The sequence below is a fragment of the Cellulosimicrobium composti genome, assembly GCF_009711085.1.
Taxonomy (GTDB): domain Bacteria; phylum Actinomycetota; class Actinomycetes; order Actinomycetales; family Cellulomonadaceae; genus Cellulosimicrobium; species Cellulosimicrobium composti.
The window spans coordinates 1-20,170 of the sequence record NZ_WMKA01000059.1 but is presented as its reverse complement, the minus strand read 5'-3'; the positions used below and the strand labels follow the sequence as shown (position 1 = coordinate 20,170).

The 20,170-nt window shown below is 73.2% G+C and carries 19 protein-coding genes and 1 pseudogene; 19 read left to right on the top strand and 1 reads right to left on the bottom strand.

Annotation, left to right across the window (positions count from 1 at the left end):
• The 17 genes and pseudogenes from rho to nucS all read left to right on the top strand — a co-directional run.
• On the top strand, nt 1-1,761 hold a 1,761-nt coding region (gene rho / locus GJV82_RS17430; protein WP_155100100.1), incomplete at its 5' end, for a transcription termination factor Rho.
• A gap of 166 nt (nt 1,762-1,927) precedes the next feature.
• Complete coding sequence (rpmE, locus tag GJV82_RS17425; RefSeq protein ID WP_024839307.1) at nt 1,928-2,146, top strand: 50S ribosomal protein L31; 219 nt, start codon at nt 1,928-1,930, stop codon at nt 2,144-2,146.
• A gap of 172 nt (nt 2,147-2,318) precedes the next feature.
• Nucleotides 2,319-3,422, top strand: a complete 1,104-nt coding sequence (prfA, locus tag GJV82_RS17420; protein WP_318657782.1) for a peptide chain release factor 1 — start codon at nt 2,319-2,321, stop codon at nt 3,420-3,422.
• 1 nt (nt 3,423) lies between these two features.
• Nucleotides 3,424-4,449: a peptide chain release factor N(5)-glutamine methyltransferase gene (prmC, locus tag GJV82_RS17415; RefSeq protein ID WP_404812996.1), complete on the top strand. Its 1,026-nt coding sequence runs from the start codon at nt 3,424-3,426 to the stop codon at nt 4,447-4,449.
• Nucleotides 4,446-5,195: an L-threonylcarbamoyladenylate synthase gene (locus GJV82_RS17410; RefSeq protein WP_318657781.1), complete on the top strand. Its 750-nt coding sequence runs from the start codon at nt 4,446-4,448 to the stop codon at nt 5,193-5,195. The genes prmC and GJV82_RS17410 overlap by 4 nt, the downstream gene beginning before the upstream one ends.
• Nucleotides 5,192-6,439, top strand: a complete 1,248-nt coding sequence (locus tag GJV82_RS17405) for an MraY family glycosyltransferase (protein WP_318657780.1) — start codon at nt 5,192-5,194, stop codon at nt 6,437-6,439. Before GJV82_RS17410 ends, GJV82_RS17405 begins: the two co-directional genes overlap by 4 nt.
• Nucleotides 6,436-6,957 carry a hypothetical protein gene (locus GJV82_RS17400; RefSeq protein WP_196217298.1) on the top strand — a complete coding sequence of 174 codons (522 nt, stop codon included), beginning with the start codon at nt 6,436-6,438 and terminating at the stop codon, nt 6,955-6,957. The genes GJV82_RS17405 and GJV82_RS17400 overlap by 4 nt, the downstream gene beginning before the upstream one ends.
• A 219-nt stretch (nt 6,958-7,176) precedes the next feature.
• Complete coding sequence (atpB, locus tag GJV82_RS17395; RefSeq protein WP_318657779.1) at nt 7,177-7,971, top strand: F0F1 ATP synthase subunit A; 795 nt, start codon at nt 7,177-7,179, stop codon at nt 7,969-7,971.
• A 104-nt stretch (nt 7,972-8,075) separates the two neighbouring features.
• A complete protein-coding gene (locus GJV82_RS17390; RefSeq protein ID WP_021482769.1) occupies nt 8,076-8,306 on the top strand; it encodes an ATP synthase F0 subunit C in 231 nt (76 codons plus the stop codon).
• Nucleotides 8,306-8,914 (top strand): F0F1 ATP synthase subunit B, encoded by a 609-nt coding sequence (locus GJV82_RS17385; protein ID WP_034653505.1) that lies wholly within the window; start codon nt 8,306-8,308, stop codon nt 8,912-8,914. Before GJV82_RS17390 ends, GJV82_RS17385 begins: the two co-directional genes overlap by 1 nt.
• Nucleotides 8,914-9,729 (top strand): F0F1 ATP synthase subunit delta, encoded by an 816-nt coding sequence (locus tag GJV82_RS17380; RefSeq protein ID WP_155100097.1) that lies wholly within the window; start codon nt 8,914-8,916, stop codon nt 9,727-9,729. Before GJV82_RS17385 ends, GJV82_RS17380 begins: the two co-directional genes overlap by 1 nt.
• 109 nt (nt 9,730-9,838) lie before the next feature.
• Nucleotides 9,839-11,470 carry a F0F1 ATP synthase subunit alpha gene (gene atpA / locus GJV82_RS17375; protein WP_024839297.1) on the top strand — a complete coding sequence of 544 codons (1,632 nt, stop codon included), beginning with the start codon at nt 9,839-9,841 and terminating at the stop codon, nt 11,468-11,470.
• Between the two features lie 2 nt (nt 11,471-11,472).
• Nucleotides 11,473-12,369: a F0F1 ATP synthase subunit gamma gene (locus GJV82_RS17370; protein ID WP_024839296.1), complete on the top strand. Its 897-nt coding sequence runs from the start codon at nt 11,473-11,475 to the stop codon at nt 12,367-12,369.
• Nucleotides 12,370-12,460: 91 nt separating this feature from the next.
• The gene (gene atpD, locus GJV82_RS17365; RefSeq protein ID WP_024839295.1) at nt 12,461-13,942 is read left to right on the top strand and encodes a F0F1 ATP synthase subunit beta; all 1,482 of its coding nucleotides are present in this window, start codon (nt 12,461-12,463) and stop codon (nt 13,940-13,942) included.
• Nucleotides 13,943-14,075: 133 nt separating this feature from the next.
• A complete protein-coding gene (locus GJV82_RS17360; RefSeq protein WP_024839294.1) occupies nt 14,076-14,345 on the top strand; it encodes a F0F1 ATP synthase subunit epsilon in 270 nt (89 codons plus the stop codon).
• 13 nt (nt 14,346-14,358) lie between these two features.
• Nucleotides 14,359-14,775 (top strand): DUF2550 domain-containing protein, encoded by a 417-nt coding sequence (locus GJV82_RS17355; RefSeq protein ID WP_115942959.1) that lies wholly within the window; start codon nt 14,359-14,361, stop codon nt 14,773-14,775.
• Nucleotides 14,776-14,838: 63 nt separating this feature from the next.
• Nucleotides 14,839-15,513: pseudogene (nucS, locus tag GJV82_RS17350) on the top strand (endonuclease NucS); the annotation flags it as partial.
• A gap of 181 nt (nt 15,514-15,694) precedes the next feature.
• On the opposite strand, the gene GJV82_RS17345 reads toward nucS, so the two are convergent.
• Nucleotides 15,695-19,060 carry an MGH1-like glycoside hydrolase domain-containing protein gene (locus GJV82_RS17345; RefSeq protein WP_196217297.1) on the bottom strand — a complete coding sequence of 1,122 codons (3,366 nt, stop codon included), beginning with the start codon at nt 19,058-19,060 and terminating at the stop codon, nt 15,695-15,697.
• Nucleotides 19,061-19,237: 177 nt separating this feature from the next.
• Between GJV82_RS17345 and GJV82_RS17340 the strand changes: the two genes are divergently transcribed.
• Both GJV82_RS17340 and GJV82_RS17335 read left to right on the top strand, forming a co-directional pair.
• Nucleotides 19,238-19,930, top strand: a complete 693-nt coding sequence (locus GJV82_RS17340) for a TetR/AcrR family transcriptional regulator (protein WP_115942956.1) — start codon at nt 19,238-19,240, stop codon at nt 19,928-19,930.
• A partial coding sequence (locus GJV82_RS17335) for a YndJ family transporter (protein WP_196217296.1) occupies nt 19,927-20,170 on the top strand: 244 nt, incomplete at its 3' end. The genes GJV82_RS17340 and GJV82_RS17335, both read left to right, overlap by 4 nt.

The window sequence follows — 20,170 nt, the reverse complement described above, 5'->3', positions numbered from 1 at the left end:
GCGGCGAGCCCCGCGGGCACCGAGACCCCGGCGCGCCACGACGCGCCGTCGGCCGCGAGCCGCGAGGAGCGCACCGCCGCTCCCGTGCTCGACCTGCCCGTGCGCTCCGACGAGCCGCGGGCCGAGCGCCGCGAGGGCCGTCGCGACGCGCGCTCCGAGGCCGCCGCCGCGGTGGCCGAGGCGCTCGGCGAGGGCGTCCGCACGCGCGACACCTCGAACGAGACGCCCGACGAGCGTGCGGCGCGTGCCGCGGCGGCCGTCGGCCTCGTGACGGGCGACCGCGGGTCGCGCCGCTCGGGCCGGGGCGCGGGCGCGCCCCGCACCGAGGGTGACGGCGACGCGCCGCGCGGCGAGCGCCAGCGCGACCAGCAGGGCGGCGACCGCCAGCGCGAGCAGGGCGGCCAGCAGGGCCGCGGCGAGCGCCAGGGCGACCGTCGCGACGACCGCCAGCAGCTGGACGACGAGCGCGGCGGCCGCCGCCGCCGGGGTCGCGACCGCGGTCGTGACCGCGACCGCAAGCGCGGCCGCAACCGCCAGAACCCGGATCTCGCGGGCCTCGACGACATCGAGGTCAGCGAGGACGACGTGCTGCTGCCGGTCGCGGGCATCCTCGACATCCTCGACAACTACGCGTTCGTGCGCACGAGCGGGTACCTCCCGGGCCAGAACGACGTCTACGTCTCGCTCGGGCAGGTCAAGAAGGCGGGCCTGCGCCGCGGTGACGCCGTCACCGGCGCCGTGCGCCAGCCGCGCGAGGGCGAGAACCAGGGCAGCTCGGCGCGCCAGAAGTTCAACGCGCTCGTGCGCCTCGACACGGTGAACGGCATGTCGCCCGAGGAGGCGCGCCAGCGCCCCGAGTTCACCAAGCTCACGCCGCTGTACCCGCAGGAGCGCCTGCGCCTCGAGAACCCCGAGGCGACGCGCCTCACGCCGCGCGTGATCGACATCGTCGCGCCGATCGGCAAGGGCCAGCGCGGCCTCATCGTCGCGCCGCCCAAGGCCGGCAAGACGATCATCATGCAGCAGATCGCGAACTCGATCGCCGCGAACAACCCCGAGGTCCACCTCATGGTGGTGCTCGTGGACGAGCGGCCCGAAGAGGTCACGGACATGGAGCGGACGGTCAAGGGCGAGGTCATCGCCTCGACGTTCGACCGCCCCGCCTCGGACCACACGATCGTCGCCGAGCTCGCGATCGAGCGCGCGAAGCGCCTGGTCGAGCTCGGTCAGGACGTCGTCGTGCTGCTCGACTCGCTGACCCGCCTGTCGCGCGCCTACAACCTCGCGGCGCCGGCCTCGGGCCGCATCCTGTCCGGTGGTGTGGACGCCTCGGCGCTCTACCCGCCCAAGCGGTTCTTCGGCGCGGCGCGCAACATCGAGAACGGCGGCTCCCTGACGATCCTCGCCTCGGCGCTCGTCGAGACCGGCTCCAAGATGGACGAGGTCATCTTCGAGGAGTTCAAGGGCACGGGGAACATGGAGCTCCGCCTGTCCCGGAACCTCGCCGACAAGCGCATCTTCCCGGCCGTGGACGTCAACGCGTCCGGCACGCGCCGCGAGGAGATCCTCATGTCGAACGACGAGCTGAAGATCATCTACAAGCTCCGTCGCGTCATGGGCGCGCTCGACCAGCAGCAGGCGATCGAGCTGCTGCTCGGCCAGCTCAAGAAGACGCAGACCAACGTCGAGTTCCTGCTGCACGTCCAGAAGACGACGCCCGGCGGTCTCGCCGACGACGAGAACGTGGGACGCACGATCTGACCCGCGCCGCACGGCACGGGTGCCGGGCGTCCCCGGGAGCGTTCCCGGGGCGCCCGGACGATCTGGCACAATGGTTCGTCGGCCTGCGCTCGTCAGGCCGCCTGTCGCCGGTTCACAGGTGCGGTAGCCGCACCTGACCCGGAGACGTCACCCCAAGGAGAAAACCGTGAAGTCTGGTATCCACCCCGAGTACGTCGTCACCGAGGTGACCTGCACCTGTGGGAACACCTTCGTGACGCGCAGCACGGAGACGTCCGGCAAGATCAGCGCCGACGTGTGCAGCGCCTGCCACCCGTTCTACACGGGCAAGCAGAAGATCCTCGACACCGGTGGCCGTGTGGCCCGCTTCGAGGCCCGCTACGGCAAGAAGGCCGCCGGCAAGTAGCGACACCGCAGCGCCGGTGGTCCGAGCCCGACAACCTCTCCAGGGGCAGTCGGTGCGCTCGGACCACCGGCGCTGTCGCGTTGTCCGGGGGCGGTGCCGTCGCGCCGCCGCCGGGCCGCCGTCGTCGCACCCGCCGTCGTACCGAACCGTCGCACCGCCCGAGGAGCCGTCCGTGACCGAGTCGTTCGCCGCCGTCGAGCCGCTGCTCGCCGAGCACGCCGACATCGAGGCCCAGCTCGCCGACCCCGCCGTCCACGCCGACGCGGGCCGCGCGCGCACGCTCGGGCGGCGCTACGCCGAGCTCAACCAGGTCGTCAGCGCCTACCGGGCGTGGCGCGAGGCGAGCGGCGACGCCGAGGCCGCCGCGGAGCTCGCGGCGCTCGGGGGCGAGGACGGCGAGGCGTTCGCCGCGGAGCTCCCGGCGCTGCGCGCCGCCGAGGAGGAGGCGCGCGAGCGCCTGCGCCGCGTGCTCGTGCCGCGCGACCCCGACGACGGGCGCGACGTCATCCTCGAGATCAAGGCGGGCGAGGGCGGCGAGGAGTCGGCGCTGTTCGCGGGCGACCTGCTGCGGATGTACCTGCGGTACGCGGAGCGCCGGGGGTGGAAGACCGAGGTGCTCGAGTCCACGGAGTCCGACCTCGGCGGCTACAAGGACGTCCAGGTCGCGGTCAAGGCGCGCAGCACGCCGTCGGACCCGGCCGACGGGGTCTGGGCGAACCTCAAGTACGAGGGCGGCGTGCACCGCGTCCAGCGCGTCCCCGTGACGGAGTCGCAGGGGCGCATCCACACGTCCGCGGCGGGCGTGCTCGTGTTCCCCGAGGTCGAGGACGCGGGCGAGGTCGAGATCGACCCGAGCGACCTGCGCATCGACGTCTACCGGTCGTCGGGCCCCGGCGGGCAGTCGGTCAACACGACCGACTCGGCGGTGCGGATCACGCACCTGCCCACGGGCATCGTCGTGTCGATGCAGAACGAGAAGTCCCAGCTCCAGAACCGCGAGCAGGCCATGCGCGTGCTGCGGGCGCGGCTGCTCGCGGCCCAGCAGGAGGCCGCGGCCGCCGAGGCCGCGGACCTGCGGCGCTCGCAGGTCCGCACGGTCGACCGCTCCGAGCGGATCCGGACGTACAACTTCCCGGAGAACCGGATCGCGGACCACCGCACGGGCTACAAGGCCTACAACCTCGACCAGGTGCTCGACGGCGACCTCGACCCGGTCGTGCGCTCGGCCGTCGAGGCGGACGAGGCCGCGCGCCTCGCGGCCGCGGGCGAGGCCTGACGTGCACGACCCGCGCGCGGGGACCAGGCCCGAGCCCGCCGCACCGGGCACGGCGTTCTCCGCCGACGACCTGCGGCGCGCCGTCCGCGCCGCCGAGGGCATCCTCGCCGAGGCGGGCGTGCCGTCCGCGCGGCACGACGCGGAGGCGCTCGCCGCGTGGTGCCTCGGCCTCCCGCGGCTCGAGTGGTACCGCCTCCCCGCGGGCGGCGCCGACCTCGGCCCCGCCCTGCCCGGCGGCACGGCGGACGGGTTCCTCGCGGCCTACGCGCAGGCCGTCGAGCGGCGCCGCGCGCGCGAGCCCCTGCAGCGCATCCTCGGGCACGCCGTGTTCCGCCACGTCACGGTCGAGGTCGTCGACGACGTGTTCGTGCCGCGTCCCGAGACGGAGACGGTCGCGCAGGTCGCGATCGACGAGGCGGCGCGGCTGCGCGACGACCCGGCGCGCGCCGGGCGCCCCCCGCTCGTGGTCGACCTGTGCTGCGGCTCGGGCGTCATCGGCGTGAGCGTCGACGTCGAGGTCCCCGGCACGCAGGTCGTCGCGGTCGACCTCTCGCCCGAGGCGGTGCGCGCGACCACGGCGAACGCCGCGCGCGTCGGGTCGGGCACCCAGCGCACGCTCGTCGGCGACGTGACGGACCCGGCGCTCCTCGCCGAGCTCGACGGCACCGTCGACGTCGTCGTGTCCAACCCGCCGTACATCCCGCCGGACGCGGTGCCCGTGGACCCCGAGGTCCGCGACCACGACCCGGACCTCGCGCTGTACGGGCGCGGCGCGGACGGGCTCGAGGTGCCGCGCGCCGTCGTGCTGGCCGCGGCACGACTGCTGCGCCCGGGCGGGCTGCTCGTCATGGAGCACGCCGAGGTCCAGGCTGCCGCCGTGCGCGAGGCCGCGACCGCGACCGGCGCGTTCGTCGACGTGCGCACGCTGCCCGACCTCACGCGGCGCGACCGGATGGTCGTCGCGCGCCGCGGCGGCGCGCCGGACGGCCCGGGACCGGCGCACGGGCGTGGAAGGATGGACACGTGAGCTCCGTCCACCCCGTGACCGACCCGAACACCTGGGGCGCCGGCATCGACGAGGCGGTCAACGCGATCTCCCGCGGTGGCCTCGTCGTGCTGCCGACCGACACCGTCTACGGCATCGGCGCCGACGCCTTCGACGCGGAGGCGGTCTCCGCGCTCCTCGCCGCCAAGGGCCGCGGCCGCCACATGCCGCCACCCGTCCTCGTGCCCGACGCGCGCACGCTCGACGGCCTCGCGACCGAGGTGCCGGACGCCGCGCGCCGGCTCGTCGAGGCGTTCTGGCCCGGCGGGTTCACGATCATCCTGCGGGCCCAGCCGTCGCTCGCGTGGGACCTCGGCGAGACCCACGGCACGGTCGCGCTGCGGATGCCCGACCACCCGGCCGCGCTCGCGCTGCTGCGCCGCACCGGCCCGCTCGCCGTGTCGTCCGCGAACGCGACGGGCCACCCCGCGGCGCTCGACGTCGACGACGCGCGCGAGCAGCTCGGCAGCGCGGTCGCCGTCTACCTCGACGGCGGGACGGCGCCCGGGGGAGTGGCCTCGACGATCGTCGACGCGACGTCGGGCACCCTCCGGGTCGTGCGCCAGGGAGCGGTCACGCTCGAGCGGCTCCGGGAGGTCGCCGACGTCGCCGGGCCGGACGACCCGCCCGCGGCCACGACCCCGGACGCGCCCGCCGACGAGCCCGCGGACGCGACCGCCGGCGCGGGTGCCGACGCCCCCGGGGAGCCGGAGGCGAACGGCGGGTGAGGGTCTACCTGCTCGTGATGCTCGTCGCCGCGACGGTGACGTTCCTCGCGACGCCCTTCGCCCGCTGGGTCGCGCTGCGCACCGGCGCCATCACCGCGGTGCGCGACCGCGACGTCCACACGATCCCGACGCCCCGGCTCGGCGGGGTCGCGATGCTCCTCGGCCTCGTCGTGGCCGTGGTCTTCGCGTCGCAGATGCCGTTCCTCGAGGGCGTGTTCGTGGGGGAGGTCGCGGGACGGCTCGTCGCCGACCCCCGCGCGTGGGGGATCGTCGGCGCGGCGGCGATCGTGTGCGTGCTGGGCGTCGCGGACGACATCTGGGACCTCGACTGGATGACGAAGCTCGCGGGCCAGGTGCTCGCGGCGGGCCTCATGGCGACGCAGGGCGTCGTGCTGTTCACGCTCCCCATCGGGATCGGCGACCAGCAGCTCATCTGGTCCTCGCGCCTCCAGCTCGCCGCGACGATCCTCGTGGTCGTCGTCGCGATGAACGCCGTGAACTTCGTCGACGGCCTCGACGGGCTCGCCGCGGGCCTCGTCGCGATCGGCGGCTCCGCGTTCTTCGTGTACTCCTACGTGCTCACCCAGAAGGCGAGCGCCGACGACTACTCGAGCCTCGCGACGCTCGTCATCGCCGCGCTCGTCGGCATCTGCGTCGGCTTCCTGCCGCACAACTTCCACCCGGCCCGCATCTTCATGGGCGACTCGGGCTCGATGGTCCTCGGCCTCGTCATGTCCGCCGCCGCGATCGTCGTGACGGGCAAGATCGACACGAGCGCCCTCTCCGGCGCGCAGCAGATCCCGGCGTTCATCCCGATCCTCCTGCCGCTCGCGGTCATCCTCCTGCCGCTGCTCGACATGGGCATGGCCGTGGTGCGCCGCGTCGCGCGCGGGAGGTCGCCGTTCCACCCCGACCGCATGCACCTGCACCACCGGATGCTCGCGCTCGGCCACTCGCACCGTCGCGCCGTGCTCATCCTCTACGTGTGGACGGCGGTGTTCGCGTTCGCCGCCGTCGCGCTCGTCCAGTGGCACTGGCACGGCGTGGCCGCGGGGCTCGGGGCCGCCGTCGTGGTGGCCGCGCTCCTCACGCTCGGCCCCCTGCGCACGCGCGGGCGCTTCCTCGACGACGACGCCACGCCCGCCGTCGAGGAGCCACCCGCGCAGCCCCCCGCCGACCCACCGCCCGCCGCCCCGGCGGCGTCCCCCGCCGTGCCCTCACCGCCGAAGGAAGCCCTGAGATGACGACGAGCCAGCCCGACCCCGCCCGCCCCGACGAGACCCCCGCCGGGACGACCGACCCCGCCGCGCCGGCAGGAGCGCCGTCCACGGAGCAGACCGTCGGTCCGCAGGGCGAGGCGGTGCGCGCGGTGTTCCGCACAGCGCTGCGCGACGTGCTCGTGCTGCTCGGTGCGCTCACGGTGCTCGGCGTCGCGGTCGGGGCGCTCGTGGCCGGGCTGCCCGGCGTGTGGGGCGCGCTCCTCGGCGTGGGCGTCGCGCTGCTCTTCTCCGCGACCACCGTCTGGGCGATGCTCCGCACGGTGGACGCGACCCCGACGACGACCGCCGCGGTCGTCATGGGCAGCTGGCTCGCGAAGATGGTCGTGCTGATCGTCATCCTCGTCGTGCTGCGCGGCATGGACTTCTACGACCGCTGGGTCTTCGCGGGCGTGCTCCTCGTCGGCGTGATCGGCTCCGCGGTGCTCGACTACCGCGCCGTGACCAGGGGCCGCGTCCCGTACGTGGAGCCCGGCGCCCGCTGACCCGGTACGCCGGGCCCGGTCCGTCCAGGGCCCCAGGTCCCGGACGGCATGAGCAAAATGTCACAAGCGGCCCCGGAGCGGCCTGAGCACGCCGGTCCATACGTTAGGCTACTGGCGAATCCATGACGGCCAGGTCCGACGGCGTGCCCACCCATCGGGTGAGGGCTGCCCGGACCACACGACCATTGGGAGTCCACCCTGTCCACGCTTGCGACCCCCGTGCTCCTCGCTGCTTCCGAGAGCGAAGGTGGCTTCCACGCGCCGTCGATCGCCGACTTCTTCCCGCCGGCCATCCTCTTCGAGGGCACGATCTTCCAGATCGACCGCATCTGGATCATCCGGATCGTCGCGACGATCGTCCTGCTGACGATCTTCGTCGTCGCCGCGCGTCGGGCGCGCCTGGTCCCCGGGCGCTTCCAGAACGCGATCGAGATGATGCTGGACTTCGTCCGGGTCCAGATCGTCGAGGAGATCATGGGCAAGGAGCACGCCAAGCGCTTCGTCCCGATGATCACGACGATCTTCTTCGCGGTCCTCGCCTTCAACCTCACGGGCATCATCCCCGGCCTCAACATGGCCGGTACCGCCCGCATGGGCCTGCCCTTCCTGCTCGCGCTGTGGGTGCTCGTCACCTACTGGGCCGTGGGCATCAAGGCGCACGGCCTCGGCGGCTACCTCAAGAACAGCCTCTTCCCCCCGGGGATCCCGGCGCCGATCTACCTGATCGTCACCCCGATCGAGCTGCTCCAGATCCTCATCATCCGGCCGGCCTCGCTCGCGATCCGTCTCGTCGCCAACATGGTCGCCGGCCACATCATGCTGGTCCTGTGCTTCGCCGCGACGCAGTACTTCGTCTTCGAGGCGGTCCCCGCGATGAAGGCCTTCGGCGTCCTGACGCTCGCCGGCGGGCTGATCTTCACGCTCTTCGAGCTCCTCGTCGCGGCCCTGCAGGCCTACATCTTCGCGCTCCTCGCGTCGGTGTACCTGAACATCGCGCTCGAAGAGGAGCACTGACCCGAGGCCGCACCGCGCGCCCCGACCGACCCTCTCCCACCACGCACCACTCAATGTGACGCCCGGCCGACCGGTCGGGCGCCCAACGGAAGGAACGAGCACACGTGGACGTCACCACCCTCGCCGAGGTCTCCGGCAGCATCAACACGATCGGCTACGGCATCGCCGCGATCGGCCCGGGCATCGGCCTCGGCATCCTTATCGGCAAGACCGTCGAGGGCATGGCCCGCCAGCCTGAGGTCGCCGGCCAGCTCCGCGCCACCATGTTCCTCGGTGTCGCGTTCGTCGAGCTGCTCGCGCTGCTCGGGCTCGTCGCCGGCTTCCTCTTCCAGTGATGACGGCGCTGGCTGACGCCGCGCTGACCCTCGCGGCGGAGACCGGCGAGGAGCCGGCAGGCATCGACCTGTTCCTCCCCGCCGGCTACGACATCCTGTGGTCGGCCGTCGTCCTCGTCATCATCGCGGTCGTCTTCTACAAGGCGGTCCTGCCGAAGTTCCAGGCGGTCCTGGACGAGCGCACCGCGAAGATCGAGGGCGGTCTGGCCAAGGCGGAGTCCGCCCAGGCCGAGGCCGCGGCGGCGCTGGCGGAGTACCACCAGCAGCTCCAGGAGGCACGCACCGAGGCGGCGAAGATCCGTGAGGAGGCGCGCGCCGAGGGCTCGGCGATCGTCTCCGACCTGCGGGCCAAGGCGTCCGACGACGCCGCGCGCATCGTCGAGACGGCGCACCGCCAGATCGAGGCCGAGCGCCAGCAGGCCGCGGTCTCGCTGCGCAACGACGTCGGTCTGCTCGCGACGGAGCTCGCCTCCAAGATCGTGGGCGAGTCGCTCGCCGACTCGGCACGCCAGAGCCGCGTCGTCGACCGCTTCCTCGACGAGCTCGAGGCCGCGGGTCCCGCGGCGGCGAGCGCGGCGGGCACCGGTCCTGGCACCGAGGAGCGCTGATGCGCGGAACGAGCGGCGAGTCCCTGACGCAGGCGCGGGACCGGTTCGAGCCGGTCCTGCGCTCGGCGGGCGAGAGCGCGCTCGCGCTCGGCGAGCAGCTCTTCGCGGTCACGGCGGCGCTCGACGCGTCGGCGCCGCTGCGGCGCTCGCTCGCGGACCCGTCCCGCTCCGGGGCGGACAAGGCGGCGCTGGTCACGGCCGTCCTCGCGTCGGGCTTCGACGAGCGCGTCGTCGACCTCATGGCCGGCCTCGTCCGGTCGCGGTGGTCGCGGGAGAGCGACCTCGCGGACGCGACCGAGCGCCTCGGCCTGGAGGCGGTCCTCGCGTCCGCCCAGTCCCGTGGTGCGCTCGAGCAGGTCGAGGACGAGCTCTTCCGGACCTCGCGCGCGCTCGTCGGGCAGCGCGAGGCACGGCAGATCCTCTCCGACGACACGATCGACCCCGAGCGTCGCGCCGCCTTCGTGCACGCGCTGCTCGGCGGGAAGGCCGACCGTGCGACCGAGGTGCTCGCGGTCCACGCGACGCGCGCGCTGCGCGGGCGCCGGTTCGTCCCGACGCTGGGGTGGATCGGTGAGGTCGCGGCCGAGCGTCGGCAGCGGCTCGTCGCCTCCGTGACGTCGGCGACGGTGCTCACGCAGGCACAGCTCGACCGCCTCGCGGCGCTGCTCGAGCGGGCCTACGGGCGTGCCGTGCAGCTCAACGTCACGGTCGACCCCGCCGTCCTCGGCGGGATGCGCGTCCAGGTCGGTGCCGACGTCGTGGACTCCACGGTGCTGGCCCGGCTGGCCGACGCGCGCCGACGTCTCGTGAGCTGACCGGCCCACCCTTCCGACCGACGACCGTCCTGCCGGCCACCGGCCGCACAACCGACAAACGTTCGACCGCACCCGAACCACGAGGTGCGGCCACGACAGGAGAAGAGCAATGGCTGAGCTGACGATCCGGCCGGAGGAGATCCGGGCCGCTCTGGACAGCTTCGTGAAGTCCTACGAGCCCGAGGGCGCCGTGTCCGAGGAGGTGGGCCGGGTCACCCTGGCCGCCGACGGCATCGCCCAGGTCGAGGGTCTGCCGGGCGCGATGGCCAACGAGCTGCTGCGCTTCGAGGACGGGACCCTCGGTCTCGCCCTCAACCTCGACGTCCGCGAGATCGGTGTCGTCGTGCTGGGCGAGTTCACCGGCATCGAGGAGGGTCAGGAGGTCCGTCGCACGGGCGAGGTCCTCTCGGTCCCCGTCGGTGACGGGTACCTCGGCCGCGTCGTCGACCCGCTGGGCAACCCGATCGACGGCCTCGGCGAGGTCGCGACCGAGGGTCGCCGCGCCCTGGAGCTCCAGGCTCCCGGCGTCATGGCCCGCAAGTCCGTCCACGAGCCGCTGCAGACCGGCATCAAGGCGATCGACTCGATGATCCCGATCGGCCGCGGCCAGCGTCAGCTGATCATCGGCGACCGCCAGACCGGCAAGACGGCGATCGCGATCGACACGATCATCAACCAGAAGGCGAACTGGGAGTCGGGCGACCCGACGAAGCAGGTCCGCTGCATCTACGTCGCCATCGGTCAGAAGGGCTCGACGATCGCGTCGGTCCGCGGCGCCCTCGAGGACGCCGGCGCGCTGGAGTACACGACGATCGTCGCGGCCCCCGCGTCCGACCCGGCCGGCTTCAAGTACCTCGCGCCCTACACCGGCTCGGCCATCGGCCAGCACTGGATGTACGGCGGCAAGCACGTCCTCATCATCTTCGACGACCTGTCGAAGCAGGCCGAGGCCTACCGTGCCGTGTCGCTGCTCCTGCGCCGCCCGCCGGGCCGCGAGGCGTACCCCGGTGACGTCTTCTACCTGCACTCTCGCCTCCTCGAGCGTTGCGCGAAGCTCTCCGACGAGCTCGGCGCGGGCTCGATGACGGGTCTGCCGGTCATCGAGACGAAGGCGAACGACGTCTCGGCGTACATCCCGACGAACGTCATCTCCATCACGGACGGGCAGATCTTCCTCCAGTCCGACCTGTTCAACGCGGACCAGCGCCCCGCCGTCGACGTCGGCATCTCGGTGTCGCGCGTCGGTGGTGACGCCCAGGTCAAGGCGATGAAGAAGGTCTCCGGCACCCTGAAGCTCGAGCTCGCGCAGTACCGCTCCCTCGAGGCGTTCGCGATGTTCGCGTCCGACCTCGACGCGGCCTCGCGCGGCCAGCTCCAGCGTGGTGCGGTCCTCATGGAGCTGCTCAAGCAGGGCCAGTACTCGCCGTTCCCCGTCGAGGAGCAGGTCGCGTCCATCTGGGCCGGCACCAAGGGCAAGATCGACGACGTCCCGGTCGAGGACGTGCGTCGCTTCGAGTCCGAGCTGCTCGACCACCTGCGCCGCAACACGGACGTCTTCTCGACGATCGCCGAGACCGGCAAGCTCGAGGAGGAGACCGAGGCGCAGCTCGCGCAGGCGGTCGACGCCTTCCGTGCCGGCTTCCTCAAGGGCGACGGCACGCCGCTCGTCGGTGGCGACACCGAGGACGAGGCCGAGACGGAGATCGAGCAGGAGCAGATCGTCCGTCAGAAGAGGGCCTGAGCATGGCCGGATCCCAGCGCGTCTACAAGCAGCGGATCAAGTCGACGCAGTCCCTCAAGAAGATGTTCCGCGCGCAGGAGCTCATCGCCGCGTCGCGCATCGGCAAGGCGCGCGACCGCACCGCGGCCGCGTCGCCGTACGCCCGGGCGATCACCCGGGCCGTCTCGGCCGTCGCGACGCACTCGACGACGCAGCACCCGCTGACGAGCGAGCGCACGGACACCAACCGCGTCGCGGTCCTCGTCGTCGCGTCCGACCGCGGCATGGCCGGCGCCTACTCGGCGTCGATCATCCGCGAGACGGAGCGCCTCGTCGAGCGTCTCGTCGCGGAGGGCAAGGAGGTCGCGCTCTACGCCGCGGGCCGCCGCGCCATCTCGTACTACTCGTTCCGCGGGCGCACGCTCGCCGGCACGTGGTCGTACGGGTCGGACGCGCCGAACTCGGAGATCGCGGGCGAGATCGCCGACGCCCTCCTCGGGGCGTTCCTCGCGCCGGTCGCGGAGGGCGGTGTGAGCGAGCTGCACATCGTGTACACGCAGTTCGTCAACATGGTCACGCAGCGCCCGCGCGTGGTGCGGATGCTCCCGCTCGAGGTCGTCGAGGGCGTGGCCCCGGCGGGCAAGCACGACGTGCTCCCGCTGTACGACTTCGAGCCGTCGCCCGAGGCCGTGCTCGACGCCCTGCTCCCGCGCTATGTGCGCAGCCGGATCTTCAGCTGCCTCCTCGACGCCGCGGCGTCCGAGCTCGCGGCGCGCCAGCGGGCGATGCACACGGCGACGGACAACGCGGAGGACCTCATCCGCAACTACACGCGGCTGGCCAACCAGGCGCGCCAGGCGGACATCACCCAGGAGATCAGCGAGATCGTCTCGGGTGCCGACGCCCTGGCGGCGTCATGACGGGCCGCGAGGCCCGCACGGCCAGCACCAACACCGACATCCTGACCGACACCGCCGGGGCCCTCCCCGGCACTGCGAAGCGAGGCCAGCAATGACCGCCACCACCGTGGAAGCACAGGTCGAGCACTCCAGCGGTCCCGGCGTGGGCCGAGTCGCTCGTGTGATCGGCCCCGTCGTGGACATCGAGTTCCCGGCGGACGCCATCCCCGACATCTACAACGCGCTGACCGTCGAGATCGACCTCTCGTCGCAGGGCGAGGGCGAGAAGTCCTTCACGCTCACGCTCGAGGTCGCCCAGCACCTGGGCGACTCCCTCGTCCGCGCGATCGCCCTCAAGCCGACGGACGGCCTCGTCCGTGGTGCCCAGGTGACCGACACGGGCGCGCCCATCAGCGTCCCCGTGGGCGACGTCACCAAGGGCAAGGTCTTCAACGTCACGGGCGAGGTGCTCAACGCCGCCCCGGGCGAGACCGTGGAGATCACCGAGCGCTGGCCGATCCACCGCAAGCCCCCGGCGTTCGACCAGCTCGAGTCGAAGACCACGATGTTCGAGACGGGCATCAAGGTCATCGACCTCCTCACCCCGTACGTGCAGGGTGGCAAGATCGGCCTCTTCGGCGGTGCGGGCGTCGGCAAGACGGTCCTCATCCAGGAGATGATCCAGCGCGTCGCGCAGGACCACGGCGGTGTCTCGGTGTTCGCCGGTGTCGGTGAGCGCACGCGTGAGGGCAACGACCTCATCCACGAGATGGAGGAGGCGGGCGTCTTCGACAAGACGGCCCTCGTCTTCGGCCAGATGGACGAGCCCCCGGGCACGCGTCTGCGCGTCGCGCTCTCCGCGCTGACGATGGCGGAGTACTTCCGCGACGTGAAGAAGCAGGACGTCCTGCTGTTCATCGACAACATCTTCCGCTTCACGCAGGCGGGCTCCGAGGTGTCGACGCTGCTCGGCCGCATGCCGTCCGCGGTGGGCTACCAGCCGAACCTCGCCGACGAGATGGGCCTCCTCCAGGAGCGCATCACCTCGACGCGCGGTCACTCGATCACGTCGCTCCAGGCGATCTACGTGCCGGCGGACGACTACACCGACCCGGCCCCGGCCACGACGTTCGCGCACCTCGACGCGACGACGGAGCTCTCCCGTGAGATCGCCTCGCGCGGTCTGTACCCCGCGGTGGACCCGCTCGCCTCGACGAGCCGCATCCTCGACCCGCGCTACGTGGGCCAGGAGCACTACGACGTCGCCACGCGCGTGAAGTCGATCCTGCAGCGCAACAAGGAGCTCCAGGACATCATCGCGATCCTCGGTGTGGACGAGCTCTCGGAGGAGGACAAGACGGTCGTCGCGCGTGCGCGCCGCATCCAGCAGTTCCTCTCCCAGAACACGTACATGGCCGAGAAGTTCACCGGTGTCGCGGGCTCGACCGTGCCGCTGAGCGAGACCATCGAGGCGTTCAAGAAGATCGCGGACGGCGAGTTCGACCACATCGCCGAGCAGGCCTTCTACAACATCGGTGGGCTCGAGGACCTCGAGCGCAACTGGGCGCGCATCCAGAAGGAGTACGGCGCCTGATCCGACGCACACGCGGGGCCGGGCCGCTCGGTCCGGCCCCGCGGGCGTCGCACCCGGACCCGGCCCGCGCCTCGCGGACCGGTCGTCGTCCCGGACACCACGCCGGGCATGAACCGCCTTCGAAGGAGTTCCCGTGGCACAGCTGAACGTCGACCTCGTGGCGGCGGACCGCAAGATCTGGTCGGGCCGCGCGCAGCGGGTCACGGCCCCCGCGGCCGACGGCGAGATCGGCATCCTCGCCGACCACTCGCCGCTGCTCTCCGTGCTGCGCGAGGGCTCGGTGCGCATCGTCGCGGAGGGTGAGTCCCTCGAGCTGCGCGTCACCGGCGGGTTCCTCTCCGTCGACTCGAACCAGGTGACGATCGTCGCGGACTCGGTCGAGTCCGTACCGGCCTCGCGCTGACCCTCGGACGACCATGACGCCCCTGGCCTGGATCGCGATCGGACTTCTCGTCCTGCTGATCGTCGCGACCGGGCTGGGGGCGTGGCGTCTGCGCGCCCTGTCGCACCGCGTCGGGTCGTTCGAGTGCGCCGCGCGCCGCACGGGCGTCGCGGGGGCGCCCTGGGTCGCCGGGATCGCGCACTACGGCGTCGGGCGCATCGACTGGTGGCGCCTGTGGTCCGTGTCGCTGCGCCCCGCGCGCACCTGGTCGCGCTACGACCTCGTCATCACGGGCCGCGAGCCGTTCTCCGGCGACGGCCCCGACGCCTACCTCGTCCGCTGCCGCTACCGCGGCCAGGACTTCGAGCTCACGATGTCGCGAGCCGCCTACGAGGGGCTCGCCTCCTGGCTGGAGGCCGCGCCGCCCGGGCGCCGCGACGTCGTCGTCTGACGCGTCGCCCGCGGGCCGACGCCCCACCGGACCGCCCCACCCCCGTCCCGGAGGACCTGCCCCATGCGCCTCGTCGTCGCCCGCTGCTCCGCCCGCTACACCGGCCGCCTCTCCGCGCACCTGCCGCTCGCGACGCGCGTGCTCATCGTCAAGGCCGACGGGAGCGTGCTGCTCCACTCCGACGGCGGCTCGTACAAGCCCCTCAACTGGATGAGCCCGCCGTGCACCCTCGCGGTCCGCGAGCCGTCCGAGGAGGCGCGCGAGCGCGGCGTGACCGAGGTCTGGGCCGTGCAGCACGCGAAGAGCGACGACCGCCTGGAGATCGAGCTCCACGAGGTCCAGCACGACAGCTCGCACGAGCTCGGCATCGACCCCGGGCTCGTCAAGGACGGCGTCGAGGCCCACCTGCAGGAGATGCTCGCGGCGCAGATCGAGCTGCTGGGCTCCGGGCACACGCTGGTGCGCCGCGAGTACCCCACGGCGATCGGGCCGGTCGACATCCTCGCGAAGGACGCCGACGGCGGGACCGTGGCCGTCGAGATCAAGCGCCGCGGCGACATCGACGGCGTCGAGCAGCTCACGCGCTACCTCGAGCTGCTCAACCGCGACCCCCTCCTGGCGCCCGTGCGGGGCGTGTTCGCCGCCCAGGAGATCAAGCCGCAGGCGCGCGTGCTCGCGACGGACCGCGGGATCGGCTGCCTCGTGCTCGACTACGACGCGATGCGCGGCGTGGACGACGNGATCAAGCCGCAGGCGCGCGTGCTCGCGACGGACCGCGGGATCGGCTGCCTCGTGCTCGACTACGACGCGATGCGCGGCGTGGACGACGTGGAGTCGCGCCTCTTCTGAGCCCTGGCCCCGCGGGCCTCCGGGCGGGAGGTGGGCCTGCCCGGCCCACCTCCCGCCCCGCGGGCGTCGGTCAGCAGGTGGTCGCCGGGTAGGGCGCCGTGTGCTGCGTGACGCGTCCGGCGGCGTCGGTCACGCGCACGGTCGCCTCGCCCGCGGTGACGGTGCCGGCCCGGGCGGAGAACGACTGGTAGGCGTTCTCGCCCGGGGCGACGCCCGTGACGGTGCGCGTCCCGAACGGCGTGACGAGCTCGACGTCGACCGGCTCGCCGAGGCCGGCCCCGCCCGTCCCGGTGTACGCGGCCCGGACCGCGACGTGCGCGGTCCCGGCGAGGCAGCGCGACGTGGCGGTGACGTCGACCTGCGGGCCGGGCGCGGCGGACCGCGCGCGCACCTCGAACGACGCGATGCTCACCGTGCCGCGGTCGGCCCGGAAGCCGATGGTCGGCAGGAGACCGGCGAGGACGTCGGGGTCGGACGTGTCGAGCGTGCCGCCCGTCGTCGTGCCGCCGTACCAGGTCCACGTGCCGTCCTCCTCGGCGAAGACGTCGACCCGTGCGCCGTTCACCTGGAGCGCGATCCGGCTGCCGGGCCCGTAGCCGCGGAGGCCGAAGTACGGTGACGACCCGTTCGCGCCGCCCACGTAGTCGAGGCCGGACGCGACGTTCGTGTGGTTGAACCACGCGAGCGCGTAGGTGCGGTCGCCGCCGGCGAGCCCGAGGAACAGCGAGTCCTCGGCGGTGCCCTGCCCGGAGAACGCGCCGATCTCGGCGATGACCACGGACGACGACGTCGCGCGGGCCGTGCGGTGCCCGTACAGGCCCCAGTAGCGCGCGCCGCCGGTCGCGGAGAGCGACCCGTCGCCCGCGGCGAGCGTGGGCAGCGCCTCGCCGGCGGACGGCTGCATCGTGGTCCAGTCCGCGAGCGTGTCGGTGTCGAAGTCGTCGTGCAGCACGACGTCGTCGTACCAGGCGGGGTCGAACGCGAGCCGCACGGTCGTCGTCGCGCGCGTCCCGTGCGCGTCGCCGCCGCCCCAGCGCGCGACGGCGCCGATGCGCGCCTCGGTGCCGGGGACGGCGTCGGGAGCCGGCGTCACGTCCCACGACCGTGTCGCGCGGTCCCACGCGCCGAGGTCGACGGGTCCGTCGTCGCCCACGGCGACGGCGGTCCATCCCTCGGGGAGGTCGGGGGCGAGGTCGACGCCGGTCACGGCGTCCTCGCGCGAGGTCACGGTCACGTCGACGCGCGACGCCTGGCCGGGCGCAGGCTGTGCCGCGTCGACGCGGACGGTGACGTCGCGCGCGACCGGGCTCCAGGACTCGAGCTCGGTCACGCCGACGGACTTCCCGGGGGCCGCCTGGAACACGACCCGGTAGCGCGTCGTCTCGAGCGGCGGGAACGTGATCCGGTTGAGGCCGTTCCCGGCGGGCTGCTCGGGCACGCGCGTCTGGTCGGGCACGACCTGCCACGCCGCGCCGTCCCAGTACTCGAGCTCGTAGGCCGCGGCGGGCTGGACCGCGTCGGCGTCCTGGTAGCCGTGGAACCGGACGTCGCCGATCGTCGTCGGCTCGGCGAGCTCGACACCGACCCAGTCGGTCGCGTTCGGCGAGGAGTAGTTCGTCCAGCGCGTGTTCTGCGGCACCTCGTCGTACCAGACCTTGCCGTCGAGGACGCGCCACGCGTCGTCGTAGCGCCACGTGTACGACGCGAGGGGTCGCGGGTACTCGTGGCGCAGCGGGTTGGCGGACGTGTTCACCGCGTGCGGGAGCCGCTGAGGGTCCCCCGCGGGCACCGGGACCTCGACGGGGTCGGCGCCCTCGGCGAGCGCGACGGCCCCTGCGTGGAGCACCTGCTCGCCGTCGACGTACACCCGCAGGCCCGTGCCCGCGCCGTAGCGCGTGCCGTCGCGGTCGAACAGGACCGTGACGTTGCGCCCGTGGTACGGCACGTTCTCCGCGGCGAACCAGTCCCAGTCGGCCGGGACGAGCGGGTCGAGCACGAGCGAGTCGCCGGACTGCGGCTGGAGGCCGAGAACGTCCTGGAGCACGAGGTCCACGTAGCTCGAGTGCAGGTAGTCCTCGGAGTGGTTGCTCCCGTCGTAGATCCAGCGGTCCTCGTCGGGGTGGTGCGCCTCGGCGACGTATGGCTCGCCGTCGCGGAACTGGGTGCGCACGTACGTCTCGAACAGGTCGAGGTAGTCGGCGCGCGTGAGGTCGCCCGCGGCGTCGTCCCGCAGCGCGGTGGCGAGGCCGTCGAGCGTGAGCGACGTCGAGAACGGCCACGACGGCCCGTCCCACTTGCAGCAGCCCTGGTCGGCCGAGCGCCAGAAGTCGGGGGAGCGGCGCTCGGTCACGGTCGGCCCGAACGGGGCGGCGAAGCCCTGCGGGTCGAGGAGCTGGTCGAGCGCGACCGCCTGCTCGGGCGAGGCGAGGCCGAACTTCCACGGGACGAACCCGACGTCGAGGCGGTCGCGCAGGCGCTCGTGGCCGGGGTTCTCCCAGTCCACGACGTCGTAGAAGAACTGCCGTTCGTCGTCCCAGAGGTAGGTGTCGACGGCCTCGCGCAGCGCGGCGGCGCGGTCGCGGTACTCGGTCGCGGTCGCCTCGTCGCCGTTGAGCGTTGCGACCTCGGCGAGCGCGAGCATGTCGCCGTAGAGGTAGGCGTTGATCGACGGGCGGAACGTGTGCCGCCCGGCGTAGTCGCGGTCGGTCGCGTACGACGCCGGGGAGCTCTCCTTGGCGTCGTACTCGGGCGTCTGCCAGTAGAGGCCGAGGTCGGCGTCGAACTGGTTGCCCCAGTCCTCGACGAAGGTCTCGAGCTCGGGCTGGAGCGACCGGAGCCGGTCGAGGTCGCCGGTCACCTTCGCGCGCTCGACGATCGCGGTCACGGCCCAGAAGGAGTACTGGTGCGCCCAGTCGGCCGCCTCGGGGTTCTGCGCGGGCTCGATCTGGCCGGGCCCGGTGAGCCAGTAGTCCTCGTAGTCGTCGAGATAGCGCTGGTCGCGCAGCCAGCGGCCCTCGGCGAGCTGGTGGCCTGCGGCGGCGTTGATCGCCTGGTAGGGCGCGGCGTACCCGCAGCAGTCGAGGAACTCCGTGAGGACCCACCCGGTCCCGGGCTCGGTGTAGCGCAGGTGCTCCTTGAGCACGCGCCAGCGGTAGTAGTACACGGCCTCGGCGTCCGCGTCGGGCAGGTCGACGACGGGGACGTTCGCCGCGTACCAGTCGGGGTCGGCGTACCCGTCGAGCTTGGTGGCCACGTCGACGAAGGACGTGCCGGGCCCCACCTCGGGTCGGTCGAGCGGGGTGGTCGGGTCGTCGTCCGCCGTGACGGGGGGAGCGGGGGCGGTCGGCGTGGTCGCTGCCGCGGCGGGTGCCGCGAGCGCGAGCGCGAGGAGTCCGGAGACGAGCGCGAGCGCGCGCGTCGAGCGTGGTCGGGGCATGCGGGTCCTTCGTCGTCGAAGAGCGCCGGTCCGTGCACCGGCCCGGCTGACTGCGCTGTCGGCCACAGATTCCCACAAGAGGCAACAGAAAACAACAGTCGCTCCCATGCCCGTCGTGTGCGGCGTCCGCCCGGGCGCGTGCTAGTTTTTGAACATGTTCAAAAACGGCCCGCCAGCATGAGCGCGACACCGAAGTCCGAGCGGACGCGGGCGCACCTGCGCGAGGTCGCGATCCGGATGCTGAGGGACGTCGGCTACGAGCGCACGACGATGCGCGCCGTCGCCGCAGAGGCAGGCGTGAGCACGGGCAACGCGTACTACCACTTCCCGTCGAAGGACGCGCTCGTCCAGGAGCTCTACCTCGAGGTGCAGCGCGAGCACGCCGAGCGGTCCGCACCCGTGCTCGCGGCGGGAGGCTCGCTCACCGAACGGCTGCGCGGCGTGTGGGCCGCCTCCGTCGACGCGTTCGCGCCGTTCCACGCGTTCGGCGCGGAGTTCGTCTCCGTCGCGATCCGGCCCGGGTCGGACGCGAGCCCGTTCTCCGCGGCCTCGGCGACGTCGCGCGACCTGTCGCGCGCGCTCTTCGAGGACGTCGTCGCCGGGTCCTCCACGCGCCTGCCCGAGCGCCTGCGCGCGCAGCTCCCCGAGCTCCTGTGGCTCGCGCACCTCGGGATCACGCTGTTCTGGGTCTACGACACCTCGCCCGGGTTCACCCGCACGCGTCGCCTCGTCGACGGCGGCGCGGCGCTCGTCGGCAGCCTCGTCCGGCTCGCACGGCTGCCCGTCGCGCGCGCGGTGGTCGACGACGTCCTGCGGCTCGTGCGCGACGTCTCGCCCGCGCCCACGACCGACCGCGGCGAGCGCGCGTGAGCCCCGCGGGCTCGGCGCTCGTCGGGCTGCTCGTCGCGGTCGGGGCCGTCGTCGTCCTCCCGCTCGGCCTGCGGCTGCTCGGCGCCCGGGTCGTCCCGGCGCCGCGCAGCGCGGCCTGGCCGCTCGCCGGGGCGTGTGCCGTCGCGAGCCTCATCCTGCCGCGCGGGGCGCTCGCCGCCGCGCTCGCGGTGCCGTTCGCGCTCGCGTCCGCCGTCCTGCTCGCCGCGGGGGCCCGCCTCG

Bases quoted from the DNA above. Each gene is read 5' to 3' on its own strand.
- GJV82_RS17400 (WP_196217298.1), top strand. From the start codon at position 6,436: ATGACGACGAGCCAGCCCGACCCCGCCCGCCCCGACGAGACCCCCGCC.
- GJV82_RS17385 (WP_034653505.1), top strand. From the start codon at position 8,306: ATGACGGCGCTGGCTGACGCCGCGCTGACCCTCGCGGCGGAGACCGGC.
- GJV82_RS17380 (WP_155100097.1), top strand. From the start codon at position 8,914: ATGCGCGGAACGAGCGGCGAGTCCCTGACGCAGGCGCGGGACCGGTTC.
- atpA (WP_024839297.1), top strand. From the start codon at position 9,839: ATGGCTGAGCTGACGATCCGGCCGGAGGAGATCCGGGCCGCTCTGGAC.
- GJV82_RS17370 (WP_024839296.1), top strand. From the start codon at position 11,473: ATGGCCGGATCCCAGCGCGTCTACAAGCAGCGGATCAAGTCGACGCAG.
- atpD (WP_024839295.1), top strand. From the start codon at position 12,461: ATGACCGCCACCACCGTGGAAGCACAGGTCGAGCACTCCAGCGGTCCC.
- GJV82_RS17355 (WP_115942959.1), top strand. From the start codon at position 14,359: ATGACGCCCCTGGCCTGGATCGCGATCGGACTTCTCGTCCTGCTGATC.
- GJV82_RS17345 (WP_196217297.1), bottom strand. From the start codon at position 19,060: ATGCCCCGACCACGCTCGACGCGCGCGCTCGCGCTCGTCTCCGGACTC.
- GJV82_RS17340 (WP_115942956.1), top strand. From the start codon at position 19,238: ATGAGCGCGACACCGAAGTCCGAGCGGACGCGGGCGCACCTGCGCGAG.